Below are 13,001 nucleotides of genomic sequence, written 5' to 3' on the forward strand. Positions count from 1 at the left end.
GCTCCCTATGCGAGTATATGGCTAGACCCCTGTAGGTTGCAGAAGAGGGATGGAGGTTCGTGACGTGAGACATATAACGAATGCGCTCTATGCAGGTTTTGGCGCGATACTGCTCGCCGGTTCCTTGAGCGCACAGACGATGCCATTGGATGCGGCATCGCGTGAGCTGGCTCGCGACCTGTTCAAGCAGCTGATCGAGACTGACACGACGGATTCCGCAGGCAGCGTTACTGCGGCGGCGGAGGCGATGCGCAAGCGCCTGCTCGATGCAGGCTTTCCCGAAGCCGACGTCGTGGTGCTCGGTCCGAACGCGCGCAAGGGAAATATGGTCGCACGCTACAGGGGCCGCGCCGGAAGCACGAAGAAGCCGGTCCTGATCATCGGGCACATCGACGTTGTCGAGGCGAAGCGCGAAGACTGGACGACCGATCCCTTCGTCTTCACGGAGAAGGACGGCTACTTTTACGGGCGCGGCACACAGGACATGAAGGACTCCGCCGCGGCTCTGATGGCGAGCTTCATTCGCATGAAGCGTGAGGGCTATGTCCCCGACCGTGACATCATCCTCGCGCTGACAGCCGATGAAGAGGGCGGAGCGTCCAACGGCGTGAGCTGGCTGCTCAAGAACCATCGCGAGCTGATCGACGCTGCGTTTGCGCTGAACCCCGACGCTGGCGGCCTGAACACAGTCAAGGGCAAGCCGGAGAGTCTGGGAGTTGAGGCTACCGAGAAGCTGTATGCTGACTTTCGTCTGACGGTGACGAATCCCGGCGGCCACAGCTCGCTGCCGAAGAAAGACAATGCGATCTACCGGTTGGCTGCTGCGCTGGAGCGGCTTGAGGCCTATCGTTTTCCCACAGAGCTGAACACGGTGACGCGCGGCTATTTTGAGGCGACGGAGAAGACCCAGCAGGGGCAGGTGAGGGAAGACATGCTTGGCGCGCTGAAGTCGCCGCCGGACGAGGCTGCGGTCGCACGGCTCTCCGAGGATCCGTTGTATAACGCAACGCTGCGGACGACCTGTGTTGCCACGATGCTGGAAGCGGGACACGCTCCCAATGCTCTACCGCAGCGGGCGCAGGCAAATGTGAATTGCAGAATCTTCCCTGGGCATACGCCGGCGGAGATACGTTCAAAGTTGATCGAGGTCGTTGCCGATCCAAAGATTGAGGTTCAGTTGCTCGACAGCGCGGGTAAGCCGAGCGATGACAGATTGAACGAGTTGTCGGTCACGCCGCCGCCGTTGAACGAGGAGGTCTTTGGAGCGCTGCGCAAGGTCGTTGCTGAGACCTGGCCTGGGCTGCCGATTGTTCCCGAGATGGAGACCGGAGCGACTGACAGCAAGTACACGATGGCCGCGGGGATTCCGTCGTATGGCTTCTGCGGCATGGGGATCGACGAAGACGACTCCCGCGCTCATGGACGCGACGAGAGGCTCGGGGTCGAGTCGTACTACACGGGGGTGGAGTTCCAGTATCGCTACCTGAAGGCGCTTACCGGAGGAGCAGGAGAATAAAGCCTAACGGCTGGCAGCAGGCATCGCCGCCGCGGCGGTCGTTGTCGCTGGCTGGTTGGCAGCCGGGGCATACTTCGAGGCGCACTTGGCCTGAAGCTGGGTAGCGTGGAAGACGCCATCCTTTCCGAAGGTTCCAATGGCCAGAGCCTGCGCGTCGTCTTTGAAGGTGTCCGGCGGCGGTTCAGAGCCTTTGTAGGCCACACGGAGCGTCTTGCCCTGCTCGAGCAGCGTAAATGTTGCATTGGTGCCCGAACGCTCAATGCTGCCCGGCGCAACATTGCCTGCTACGCGCAGATGGCGGACGTAGGCTTTGTCGCCCATACCCTGCAACTCGCTGATGGTGACGTAGTAGCTCTTGTTGTCGCGCACACCTGTAAAGGCCAGGTAGGCCACGGTCGCCAGAATGATGACAGTGGCGGCAATGATCTTGATTGGGTTTTTCTGATCGGGTCGCTGATCTGGGGTCGCCATAATTCTGTTCTTATTCTACGCGCAGCTTTATTCCATGCCTGGCGCAGGAGGCGCAAGGACCACAAACAGGGCGAATATCGAATTGTTTTGCCTGGCAGTCAGGCTGCCACTGAGTTGCACAACAGGTCTGCCAGTCGCGAGATGTAGCGCTCAGTCTGCTGAATGCTTTTCCTGAAGTCGGTCGTAAGCTGACTGTCGATGGAGCGGTCCCGGCGGGGAGGGACGATCTCGGCGATCCTGCGTTCCATTTCGAGAGCGGCGCGTAGCTGATCTACATCAGCAGGCGATAGAGGAGCTTGTGTCTTCGGGGAGAACATCTTCATGTGGGCGCTCCATGCGCAGGAGGTTCATCCTGTGCGGTACTGCGGCCTTGGGGAGGGCAGTTGCTAATTATGACGTTCAGTGAAGGCGAAAGGTTGACCGGTGCCCGTTTTCTATTGATAGGGCTTGACTTACGTCAAGGCGAGGACCTCAAAGAAAGCCCGATTTTTTCAGGGAACTTCCGACCTTCCTGTGGCGTATCCACATATGTAAATGTGGGAATGCCACAGGAGAGAGACCGATGGGAGACGCGAAGCTCGATCTTTTACAGGGAACGCTGGATCTGATGGTTCTACAGACTTTAGCTGCCATGGGCGATATGCACGGATACGGCATTGCACGGCGCATTGAGCAAGTGAGTGGGGATGAGGTGCTGCTGAACCAGGGGACGATCTATGCGGCGCTGGTTCGTTTGCAGCAGCGCGGCTGGATCGCGGCGGAGTGGGGATCGTCAGAGAACAACCGCAAGGCCAAGTTCTACTCCATTACGAAGCGGGGAAGAAAACAGTTAGCGGAGGACACTGCTTACTGGGTGCGCCTCTCCGGCGTGATGGGCCGCGTGCTGGCGATGACGGAAGACGGAGGCAAGCAATGAAGGTATCGATGATGGATTCGCTGCGACGCGGCCTGCACAGATTGTTTTCGCTCTTCCGCAAAGAGCCGTTGGATCGTGATCTGGATGCGGAGATGAAGACGCATCTCGAGCTCGCCGTGGAAGAGAATATGAGCAAGGGAATGCCATGGCAGGAGGCGAGGCGTCAGGCGCTGATCCGTTTCGGTGGTGTAGAGCAGGCCAAGGAACGGCAGCGCGAGTCCCGCAGCCTGTTTGGGCTTGAAACGCTATTGCAGGACCTGCGCTACACGATGCGCACCCTGGCGCGCGATCGCGGCTTTGCGACGGTCGCGATACTGATTCTGGCCCTGGGAATAGGGGCCAACGTTGTCGTCTTCAGCGTGGTGAACACGATCCTGTTGCGGCCGCTGCCGTTCTATCAACCCGACCGGCTGGTGTGGATCGCTCCCCCGGACGCAAAGGGACTTTCGGCTTCGACGTATTCGGTGGATGCGTATGAAGACCTGCGGTCGATGAACAAGTCGTATGAAGATGTGACGGGCTACTTTGCCTTCTCGACCGAGGACAACTACAAGCTCACCGGGCATGGAGTTCCGCAGCCGGTGACCGGCATCATGGTCGCGGCAAACTTCTTTCATGTACTGGGCGTCGAGCCGTTCCTTGGACGCCAGTTCACGCCCGAGGAGTCGATGAAGGGAGGGCCGGCTGCGGCGCTGCTCTCATACGCCTACTGGCAGAGGCAGTTTGGTGGGGACAGATCGCTCATTGGTAAATCTATTGAGCTGGATAAAAAGCCGGCGACTGTCGTTGGGGTGCTGCCAGAGAGCTTTGACTTTGGGGCGGCATTTTCACCCGGCGCGAAGGTGGACATCCTGACGCCGGTGGTGATGGACGATATCCGCTACGAGGGAAACACCCTGGCGATGATAGGTAGGCTGAAGCCGGGAGTGACGATCGAACAGGCGCGCGCAGAGGCGCGGACCCTGTTTCCTCAGTTCTACTGGGGCAAGAAGTATCCCGATTCGAAGGGAAGCTATGGGCCGGCGCATCCGGTCTTTCTGAAGGAGTATGTGAGCGGCAAGCTGCGGCGTTCGCTGATTGTGCTGTGGAGCGCGGTGGGGATGATCCTGCTGATCGTCTGCGTCAATCTTTCGAACCTGCTGCTGGCGCGCGCCGCAGCACGAAGCAAAGAATTTGCTCTGCGCAGCGCCCTGGGTGCGGGACGCGGCCGGCTGATTCGGCAGCTTTTGACAGAGAGCCTCGTATTGGCTGGTGCAGGAGCCGCACTTGGTCTGGGGATGGCATACGCGGCACTTTCCTATCTGGCGCATCAGGGGTCGATTGCGCTGCCCTTGTTGAGCAGCGTGCGTCTGGACGGAGCTGCGCTTGGGTGGACGTTGTTGATAACCATCTCGACCGCGGTTTTGTTTGGCCTGATGCCGGGGATCAAGGCATCGCGCGCGAATGTGCAGGAGGCCTTGAAGGACGGCGGCCACGGCACGACCGAAGGCCGCAAGCATGAGACGATGCGGACGGCGCTGGTGATCTCGGAGGTGGCGCTGGCCTGTGTGCTGCTGGTGGGCGCGGGACTCCTACTGCGGAGCTTTCTGCGAGTGCTCGATGTCGACCTCGGGTTCCAGCCCAGCACGGCAGCGGCGGTCCGCATCGACTACGACGACGGCGGCAAGGCTGGTAAGCGTACGGCGATTCTCGAAAATATCGCGCAGCGTGTAGGCGGGCTTTCAGGAGTGGATGCAGTCGGATTTACGGACAATCTTCCGCTGGACCGGAACCGGTCCTGGGGTGCTCCGACGGTGAAGGGGAAGATATACAAGAAGGGCGAGTTGCAATCGCCATTTGTGTACATCACCGCGCCCGGTTACTTCAAAGCGATGGGAATGCGGCTGCGTGGCAGGGACTTCACATGGCAGGACGACGACAAAGGCGGAGGCGTAATCATACTGAACGAAGCCGCCGCCCATGGCCTGTGGCCGGGAGAAGATGCGCTCGGGAAGATCGCAGTGATGGGTAAGAGGGATGTTCGAGTAATTGGCATCATCGCGGATGTTCGCGATACCAATGTGGAAGGGAAGCCGAGTTGGCAGATGTATCTGCCAATGATGCAGAGCGACTGGGGCCCGGATGGAGCGACGCTGGTTGTCCGGACGAAGCTGCCTCCGCAGCAGTTGGCGGGAAGCGTGATGAGGACGCTGCGAGAGATCAATCCCAACCAGCCGGCGGTAGAGTTTCGACCGATGCAGCGGCTGGTGGAGCACGCTGTATCGCCGCGGCAGTTCTTCATGATGCTGGTGGCTGCGTTTGCGGGGCTTGGATTGCTGCTGGCGTCGCTGGGAATCTATGGCGTGATCTCGTACTCGGTGACACGGCGCACGCAGGAGATCGGGGTGCGTATGGCGCTGGGAGCATCGCCGGGTAATGTGCAGCGCGGCGTGCTGTCGAAGACCTTGCACATGGCGGCGGTAGGAATCGCAGTCGGCGCGGTGTTTTCGATTGCGATGGCGCACCTGATTGCCTCACTGTTATTCGGCACAACGCCTACCGATCCTGCAACGTTTGTGGCGATGGGCATTCTGCTTGCCGCAGTGGCTTTGCTGGCAGGCTATCTACCGGCAAGAAGGGCCTCGCGCATCAACCCGATGGTGGCGCTCAGGAACGAGTAGTTGCCTGGGCGTCGAAGATCGCCCAGCTTCGCAGCGGCGTATACTAACTCGATAACGTCGCCAGTGGGAGCGAGGAAAAGAACAGATGAGCAGCGAAAAGTCACAGCAGGGAAATGGCCACAACGGCTACAAGGTGCCGGCCGGCCGCGCGGAGTGGATCGTCAAGCGTAAGGTCGAGGCCGAACGGACGGGCGACTGGAACATGTCGCAGATGCACTTCGCCCGCAAGGGACTGATTACCGAGGAGATGGCCTTCGTCGCCCAGCGCGAGAAGATCTCCCCGGAGCTAATTCGTGGCGAAGTCGCCAAGGGCACGATGATCATCCCGGCCAACATCAACCATGTTGAGTTGGAGCCGATGGCGATCGGCGTCGAGTCGCTGTGCAAGATCAACGCGAACATCGGCAACTCGGCACTTTCGTCCAACGTCGACGAAGAGCTGCGCAAGCTGCACACGGCTGTGCACTTCGGCGCCGACACCGTGATGGACCTCTCGACCGGCGGCGACATTCCCGCGATCCGCGAGGCCATCCTGCGCCACTCGCCCGTTCCCATCGGCACGGTGCCGTTGTATGAGGCGCTCTCCCGCGTGAAGAAGCTCGAAGACCTGAACATCGATCTCTATCTTGAGGTGATCGAGGAGCAGGCGCAGCAGGGTGTCGACTACTTCACGATCCACGCCGGCGTCCTGATCCAGTACGTGCCGATGGTGGCAAAGCGTATCACCGGCATCGTCTCCCGCGGCGGGGCCATCATGGCGCAGTGGATGACGCATCACCACAAGCAGAACTTCCTCTACGAGAACTTCGACCGCATCACGAAGATCATGGCGAAGTACGACGTCAGCTACTCCCTCGGCGATGGCCTCCGTCCAGGCTGCGTCGCCGACGCCTCCGACGAGGCGCAGTTCGCCGAGTTGAAGACGCTAGGCGAGCTCACCCGCGTGGCATGGAAGTCCGACGTGCAGGTGATGATCGAAGGCCCCGGTCACGTGCCGATGGACAAGATCAAGGAGCAGGTGGACAAGGAGGTCGAGCTTTGCGACGGCGCACCGTTCTACGTCCTCGGGCCACTGGTTACTGACATTGCTCCCGGCTACGACCACATCACCTCGGCCATCGGCGCGGCCATGATCGGCTGGCACGGCGCGGCGATGCTCTGCTACGTCACGCCCAAGGAGCACCTGGGTCTGCCCAACGAGAAGGATGTCAAGGACGGCATCATCGCCTACAAGATCGCCGCCCACGCTGCCGACATCGCGCGTCACCGCCCCGGTGCCCGCGACCGCGACGACGCAATCTCACACGCGCGTTACACCTTCGACTGGGACAAGCAGTTCGCGCTCTCGCTCGACCCGGACACCGCGCGTGGGATGCACGACGAGACGCTGCCGGACGACTACTACAAGGAAGCGGCGTTCTGCTCGATGTGTGGGCCGAAGTTCTGCTCCATGAACTGGTCGAGCAAGGTGGATCAGTTCAACGAGCGCGAGCACGGCCTGAAGAAGCCCGACCTGACGCAGATCGTCACGGAACAGATGGCGTTGCGCAGCTAGGCAGGTTTCATCGCATCAAAGTAAAAGCCGCATCCGGAAGCCGGATGCGGCTTTTGACTTTCGCTGGGCGGACAAGCGTCGTATCACTGTCCGCTGTCAATCAACAAAGCGTTGATTACAGGGCGTCCTTTTCCTCTTTGGAGCGGATGGCGAGGAGTGCAGGGGCAATGATCATACCGAGAAAGATCAAGGCGAGAACCAAGTCGTGAACCATGGGAATGTCTCCTTGGACAGGGGCGGCTTTCTGCCGTCTCATGAAGATGATGCGGCTATTGGCGAACTGAGAACATCCCCCGTAGGGCCATGGCACATAACCCATTGGTGGTAGGCCGGTCTTCGTGAATTGGTCTGTCTATTGCTTGGCGTTGTCGCTTTCGCAAAGGGCGTCCTGCGCATCCATCGGGTGCGGGTCGAGCGGGCGCTTTCCGCGCCGGACGAGGAAAAAGTTGCTGAGTATCCGGCTGCACTCCTCGGCCAGCACACCCTTGCTGACCTCGGCGCGATGATTGAGCTGCGGATGGTTCATCACTTCCAGCACGCTGCCGCAGGCGCCTGCCTTTGGGTCGTCGGCCGCGTAGACAAGGCGCGCAATACGCGCGTGAAGGATGGCGCTGGCACACATGGCGCAAGGCTCGAGCGTGACATAGAGCGTGCAGCCCTCGCCTTCTGCCGTGAGCAGCCGGTAGTTGCCAAGCGTGCGTCCGGCCTCGCGCAAGGCGACGATCTCGGCGTGGGCGGTTGGGTCACTGTCGCGCAAAACGCGGTTCTGTCCGCGCCCCAGCACCGTCTCGCCGTCGTGTGCGATGACGACCGCACCGACCGGAACCTCACCTGAGGCTTCTGCCGCGCGGGCCTCAGCGATTGCGAGGCGTATCATGCGGATGTCGTACTCGGCCTGTTGCTCTTGCGGTGTCATGAAGACAGTGTAGCGAGTCAGTTCTGCGGCGGCGGGTTGGGAACCGGCACGCCATGATGGTAGACAGCTTCAATGCGCCGCGTGTTGCGAATGTCCATCAGCGGATCGGCGGAGAGAATGATGAGGTCGGCCTGGTAGTCCGACTTGATGAGACCCACGCTGAGGTGCGGGTTCAGCTCATGAATGAGGCGGCCGTTTTCGCCTGTTGCGATAGCGATGGCCTGCAATGGAGTGAGTCCAGCGGCGACGAGGTCTTCGAGTTCGCGGTGTTCGCTGAAGCCGGGGATTCGGCCCATAACTGCACCAGAGTCGGTGCCGAAGGCGATGGAGACGCCAGCGTCGAAGAGTGCTTTGAAGTTCTTCACAGCGATCTCGTGGTCCTTCTTTGCCTGCTCGGTCTGGGCTGAAGCGATGGTCTTTTCCGCATAGTCGGATGCCGTGAGCTTCGCCAGCAGTTGTGTTCCGGCCGCCTGTTTGAAGAAGTTGGATTGCATCGCTTCGGGGTTTGTGGCGTAGAGATAAAAAGCCTCGTCGAGGGCCAGAGTTGGGATGTACCAGATCTTGTGTTGGATCAGCGATTGAGCAAACGCAGCGTCGACAGGTTGATCGCGCACGGAGTGGGCGAGGATGTCGATGTTGGCGTTCACCAGGCTGCGCGCGTCGGCTAGAGCGTAGACATGCGACGCGACCTTCAGGCGATGCTTGTGCGCCTCTTCGATGATGGCGGTGTAGATGGCAGGCTGCATGGCCGGAATCTTGCCGCGGCCACTGTCGAGCCACATTTTGACGAGATCGGCGTGGTGTCCGGCCAACTCATCGACGTCCTTGCGAGCTTCTTCGGGAGTTGCGGGGCGATAGATCTGGTCGGGGGCTACGTTGAGCCCCGGCGCGCCGTTGGGGACGCCTATGCCGCGACCCGCGGTGAGGACGGTCGCTCCGCCCAGCTTGCCTTCACGCTGCCTGTCGCGAAGCTCGTAGACGAGATCGCGATTGAGGCCAAGGCTGACGATGGTGGTTACGCCATAACGCTCAAACTGGTTGAGCGCGGCGGTAACGTTCTCTTCCGTATACGCATCGGGCGATGAGTCCGCATTGTTCAGAAGAATGCCGAGGTGCGAGTGCGTGCTGATAAGGGCAGGGATGACGGTCTTGCCGGTGCAATCGACGATCTCAATATCTTTAGGCGCTTTTTTGAAGGCTGGTCTGACGCTTTCGACATATCCCTTGTGCAGAGTGATATCGACGTGTTGTTGAGCGGCTGAGCCTGTACCGTCGACAAGCGAGGCGTTGTGGAGGATGACGGTTTTTTGCTGGGCGTAGGCGCTGGCTGCAACAAAGGCAGAGAGTGTGAAGGCACAAGCGAAGGTTCGCATCGGGTCTCCGATTGAGTTTGTCTTACGAAACGCGACCGCAGGTTCTTCTGATGCTTTATTTCAGCGCCCGGTTTACGCAGGCTCCTGTTGCGTCATGCAGTGTAGCGCGCCCAGCCCCCAGATGAAGTCGGTGCAATGAATTCCTGTGATCTTACGGTCAGGAAAGCAGCCGGCGATGATGTTCAAAGCGTGCCGGTCGTTGGGATCGTTGAAGGTGGGAACAAGCACCAGGTCGTTGGCGATGTAGAAGTTCGCGTAGCTGGCCGGCAGGCGCTGGCCGTCGAAGACGACGGGTGCGGGCATCGGCAGTTCGACGATCTTGAACGGCTTTTCTTCCAGGTTGCGGGCAGAGCGCAGGCGGTCGAGGTTCTCGGCCAGCGGAAGGTGGTTTTCGTCGTGGATCGTAGGTTCGACGCAGGTGAGGATGGTGTTCTCGTCCACGAAGCGGCTGATGTCGTCGACGTGGCCGTGGGTGTCGTCGCCGGCGGCGCCGCGATGGAGCCAGATGGTCTGATCGATGCCGAGGTAGTCGTGAAAGGCCCGTTCCAGTTGCTCCTTGGAGACGCCGGGATTGCGCTGTTGCACATCGGAGAGCAGGCACTCTTCCGTGGTGAGCAGGATACCCGCGCCATTGGTGTCGATAGATCCGCCTTCGAGGACGAGGCGGTGCGGTTTGCCGTCAACTTCAACCTTGGGCTGAAACTCGGTCATACCGTAGAGCTTTGCGACGTGGCGGGGAATCTGGTCGTCGCGCTGGTAGTTGTCGTATTTGGCCCAGGCATTGAAGCGCCAGTTGGTGATGGCAAGGTCACCCCTGGGGTTCTTGACGAAGATAGGCCCTGAGTCGCGCAGCCATACGCGATCAGTCTGCCAGGCGTGAAAGTGAAGCCGCGCCATGTTGGCGCCTGCACGAAGAAGGGTGTGCCGCGCGCGCTTTTCGGCAGTGTCGTTGTTGACGAGGATGTGGACGTCTTCGCAGCAGGAGAGATGACGAACGATCTCGGCGTAGACCCAGGGGATGGGCTGGAACTTTCCGGGCCAGTCTTCGGCATTGTGCGGCCAGGCGATCCAGGTGCCGGAGTGGGGGGCCCACTCGGCGGGCATACGGAAGTTCTGGTCGCGTGGTGTCGTGTCGCTGGCGGTCATCTGCTCTTTCAACCTTCTCGTTAGAGGCCCTGACTCATATCCAAAAGACCTTTATCTTCCTGGATATTTGAGCTTGTTCCGGATATTTTCAAAAGCCAAAGAATACCGTTCTTATGCTCAGTATAGCTGTACAAAATATGCCAGCCCGGTAAACGGTCCGCCGGACAGGTCTCAGAGTATGGCGCGAAAAAGCAGCGATGGGAAGAGAAGAGTGTAGGATGAGTGGAGTTTGAACGTGCAGGCTTAAACGCTCATGGGAAGGCCGTAGACCAGCAATATGGCGATTGGAGTTTCGACCACCACCGGCACCACGCATACTGGGCCGCAGAAGACAGATATTCGCGCAATGAGCATCGCCACGATGCTCTTCTTCATGTGGGGCTTTCTCACCTGCCTGAACGACATCCTGATCCCGCACCTGAAGAGCATCTTCGAGCTGAACTACGCGCAGGCGATGCTGGTGCAGTTCTGCTTCTTCTCTTCGTACTTCATCTTTGCCGTGCCTTCAGGAAAGCTGGTGGAGTGGCGCGGGTATAAGGGAACGATGGTGATCGGCCTGCTGGTGATGGCCGTTGGAGCATTTCTGTTTCTTCCGGCCTCTGCCGCCGCTTCGTTCGGGCTGTTTCTCTCGGCGCTCATTATTCTTGCTGCTGGTATTACCAGTCTGCAGGTAGCTGCAAACCCTTATGTGGCCCACCTTGGTCCTCCGGAGACCGGAGCGGCGAGACTGAATCTTTCGCAGGCGTTCAACTCTCTGGGGACGGCTGTTGCACCGATCTTCGGTGGCGCGTTGATCCTGAGCACGACGCAGGTTACGCCTGAGAAGCTGAAGTCATTTTCTGCAACCGCTCTGCAGGCTTATCGGGCAGAGCAAGCCTCTTCCGTCAGGCTGCCTTACGTTGGGATCGGCCTGACGCTGGTGCTGCTGGCGATTGCTCTGGCGCTGGTGAAGCTGCCGCCGATGGATTTCACGCGCGACATTCGCCCCGGCGAGTTGGATTCGAGCGCGGGCGGCGATTCCATCTGGAAGCATCCCATCTTGCTGGCGGCCGCTGTGGGGATCTTTGTTTATGTCGGTGCCGAGGTCTCGATCGGCAGTTTTCTGGTGAACTACTTTGGCCTGCCCGATATCGGCGCACTGCCGGAGCAGGCCGCTGCAAAGTATGTTGCCGTGTACTGGACCGGCGCCATGATCGGGCGATTTATCGGATCGGCGCTGCTCACAAAGCTCAGAACGAGTACCGTGCTGGGTTCGGCGGCGGTCGTTGCCTTTCTGCTGGTGGTCACCTCGATCCTGACGCATGGACACACTGCCATGTGGTCGATCCTTGCGGTGGGGCTGTTCAACTCGGTCATGTTCCCAAGCATCTTCACTGTTGGCCTGACGGGGCTGGGACAGTTGACGAGCAAAGGCTCCAGCCTGATGGTTGCGGCAATCGTCGGCGGCGCGCTGATTCCGCTGGCGGAAGGCCATTTGGCCGATGCAATAGGAGTGCAGCACGCATTTGTGATTCCCGCCGTCTGCTATATCTACATCGCGTTGTTCGGCTACTTCGGCGGACGCAGGGCAGAACAGGAAGTGGAAGCAGGTGCCGTCTGAGTTTAACGGAGAACCTTGTCAGGTCACCGGATTCTCAAGTGTTCCGATTCCGTCGATGCTTATCTTTACGAGGTCGCCAACAACAAGCGTGAAGTCATCGCCGGGAACGATGCCGGTGCCCGTCATCAGGAACGCTCCCGCAGGAAAGCTATTTTCGCGGAAGAGATATTCGGCGAGCAGCTTCGGTTCGCGCTTCAACTCGGCAAGAGAGGTGTCTCCGCTGAAGGCTGTTTTCCCGCTGCGAACGATCTCGATCTGAATGCCGGTCGAGCGCGGAAGAGGCTCGGAGCTTAGCAGGATCGCCGGGCCAATCGCGCAACTTCCGTCGTAGACCTTCGCTTGTGGCAGATAGAGCGGGTTCTCGCCTTCGATATCGCGCGAGCTCATGTCGTTGCCGATGGTGTAGCCGGTGATGACTCCTGTCGAACTTATGAATAGCGTCAACTCTGGTTCAGGGACGGACCACGTTGCATCCTTGCGGATGCGTACATTTGCTCCAGGGCCAACGACGCGATTGCCGCTGGACTTGTAGAAGAGCTCGGGCCTGTCAGCGACGTAGACGCGATCGTAGAAGGTGCCCCCACCTGCGTCTTTTGACTCCTCCATGCGCGCATTGCGGCTTCTGTAATAGGTCACTCCAGCGGCCCACACCTCCTGGCTGCCGACAGGCGCGAGGATCGCAGTTCCGGCGGGCTGTTGCACGGCTTTACCGGCAAGCGCAGACTGCGCGCGTTGGTAGATATCGGGGCTGGAGATCAGCTCGTCCCAGTCCGCCGCTTCGAGCAGAAAGTAGTTGCCTTTGTCCTCGACGATAGAGCCGGATGTCGTGCGGTAGAGTCGCATTCGTT

Annotated in this window: 11 protein-coding genes; 5 read left to right on the top strand and 6 right to left on the bottom strand. The window is 59.8% G+C overall.

Annotated features, from left to right (window positions below):
• Positions 1-49 precede the first annotated feature (49 nt).
• Entirely contained in the window at positions 50-1,516 is a 1,467-nt protein-coding gene (locus JSS95_01465; protein MBS1798472.1) for a M20/M25/M40 family metallo-hydrolase, read from the top strand.
• 3 nt (positions 1,517-1,519) lie between these two features.
• Here JSS95_01465 and JSS95_01470 read toward each other — a convergent pair whose 3' ends face one another.
• Both JSS95_01470 and JSS95_01475 read right to left on the bottom strand, forming a co-directional pair.
• Positions 1,520-1,987, bottom strand: a complete 468-nt coding sequence (locus tag JSS95_01470) for a cytochrome c maturation protein CcmE (protein ID MBS1798473.1) — start codon at positions 1,985-1,987, stop codon at positions 1,520-1,522.
• A gap of 98 nt (positions 1,988-2,085) precedes the next feature.
• Positions 2,086-2,310: a hypothetical protein gene (locus JSS95_01475; protein ID MBS1798474.1), complete on the bottom strand. Its 225-nt coding sequence runs from the start codon at positions 2,308-2,310 to the stop codon at positions 2,086-2,088.
• Positions 2,311-2,549: 239 nt separating this feature from the next.
• Here JSS95_01475 and JSS95_01480 point away from each other — a divergent pair, with 239 nt between their 5' ends.
• From JSS95_01480 to thiC, 3 genes are all read left to right on the top strand, one after another.
• Complete coding sequence (locus JSS95_01480; GenBank protein ID MBS1798475.1) at positions 2,550-2,903, top strand: PadR family transcriptional regulator; 354 nt, start codon at positions 2,550-2,552, stop codon at positions 2,901-2,903.
• 11 nt (positions 2,904-2,914) lie between these two features.
• Entirely contained in the window at positions 2,915-5,563 is a 2,649-nt protein-coding gene (locus JSS95_01485; protein ID MBS1798476.1) for an ABC transporter permease, read from the top strand.
• Positions 5,564-5,648: 85 nt separating this feature from the next.
• The gene (thiC, locus tag JSS95_01490; GenBank protein MBS1798477.1) at positions 5,649-7,118 is read left to right on the top strand and encodes a phosphomethylpyrimidine synthase ThiC; all 1,470 of its coding nucleotides are present in this window, start codon (positions 5,649-5,651) and stop codon (positions 7,116-7,118) included.
• Positions 7,119-7,470: 352 nt separating this feature from the next.
• On the opposite strand, the gene tadA is transcribed toward thiC, so the two are convergent.
• The 3 genes from tadA to JSS95_01505 form a co-directional block, all read right to left on the bottom strand.
• On the bottom strand, positions 7,471-8,034 hold the full coding sequence (tadA, locus tag JSS95_01495) for a tRNA adenosine(34) deaminase TadA (GenBank protein ID MBS1798478.1): 564 nt from the start codon (positions 8,032-8,034) through the stop codon (positions 7,471-7,473).
• A 17-nt stretch (positions 8,035-8,051) separates the two neighbouring features.
• Positions 8,052-9,407 (bottom strand): amidohydrolase family protein, encoded by a 1,356-nt coding sequence (locus JSS95_01500; protein MBS1798479.1) that lies wholly within the window; start codon positions 9,405-9,407, stop codon positions 8,052-8,054.
• A gap of 72 nt (positions 9,408-9,479) precedes the next feature.
• Positions 9,480-10,553 (bottom strand): agmatine deiminase family protein, encoded by a 1,074-nt coding sequence (locus tag JSS95_01505; GenBank protein MBS1798480.1) that lies wholly within the window; start codon positions 10,551-10,553, stop codon positions 9,480-9,482.
• A 277-nt stretch (positions 10,554-10,830) separates the two neighbouring features.
• Here JSS95_01505 and JSS95_01510 point away from each other — a divergent pair, with 277 nt between their 5' ends.
• Positions 10,831-12,153 carry a sugar MFS transporter gene (locus JSS95_01510; GenBank protein ID MBS1798481.1) on the top strand — a complete coding sequence of 441 codons (1,323 nt, stop codon included), beginning with the start codon at positions 10,831-10,833 and terminating at the stop codon, positions 12,151-12,153.
• An 18-nt stretch (positions 12,154-12,171) separates the two neighbouring features.
• Here the strand turns inward: JSS95_01510 and JSS95_01515 are convergent, their stop codons facing one another.
• Positions 12,172-12,996 carry a fumarylacetoacetate hydrolase family protein gene (locus tag JSS95_01515; protein ID MBS1798482.1) on the bottom strand — a complete coding sequence of 275 codons (825 nt, stop codon included), beginning with the start codon at positions 12,994-12,996 and terminating at the stop codon, positions 12,172-12,174.
• Between the last annotated feature and the right edge of the window lie 5 nt (positions 12,997-13,001).

It is taken from the genome of Acidobacteriota bacterium, assembly GCA_018268895.1.
GTDB lineage: Bacteria > Acidobacteriota > Terriglobia > Terriglobales > Acidobacteriaceae > Edaphobacter.

Coding starts and splice junctions, on each gene's coding strand:
- JSS95_01465 (MBS1798472.1), top strand. CDS start 50: ATGGAGGTTCGTGACGTGAGACATATAACGAATGCGCTCTATGCAGGT.
- JSS95_01470 (MBS1798473.1), bottom strand. CDS start 1,987: ATGGCGACCCCAGATCAGCGACCCGATCAGAAAAACCCAATCAAGATC.
- JSS95_01475 (MBS1798474.1), bottom strand. CDS start 2,310: ATGAAGATGTTCTCCCCGAAGACACAAGCTCCTCTATCGCCTGCTGAT.
- JSS95_01480 (MBS1798475.1), top strand. CDS start 2,550: ATGGGAGACGCGAAGCTCGATCTTTTACAGGGAACGCTGGATCTGATG.
- JSS95_01485 (MBS1798476.1), top strand. CDS start 2,915: ATGGATTCGCTGCGACGCGGCCTGCACAGATTGTTTTCGCTCTTCCGC.
- thiC (MBS1798477.1), top strand. CDS start 5,649: ATGAGCAGCGAAAAGTCACAGCAGGGAAATGGCCACAACGGCTACAAG.
- tadA (MBS1798478.1), bottom strand. CDS start 8,034: ATGACACCGCAAGAGCAACAGGCCGAGTACGACATCCGCATGATACGC.
- JSS95_01500 (MBS1798479.1), bottom strand. CDS start 9,407: ATGCGAACCTTCGCTTGTGCCTTCACACTCTCTGCCTTTGTTGCAGCC.
- JSS95_01505 (MBS1798480.1), bottom strand. CDS start 10,553: ATGACCGCCAGCGACACGACACCACGCGACCAGAACTTCCGTATGCCC.
- JSS95_01510 (MBS1798481.1), top strand. CDS start 10,831: ATGGCGATTGGAGTTTCGACCACCACCGGCACCACGCATACTGGGCCG.
- JSS95_01515 (MBS1798482.1), bottom strand. CDS start 12,996: ATGCGACTCTACCGCACGACATCCGGCTCTATCGTCGAGGACAAAGGC.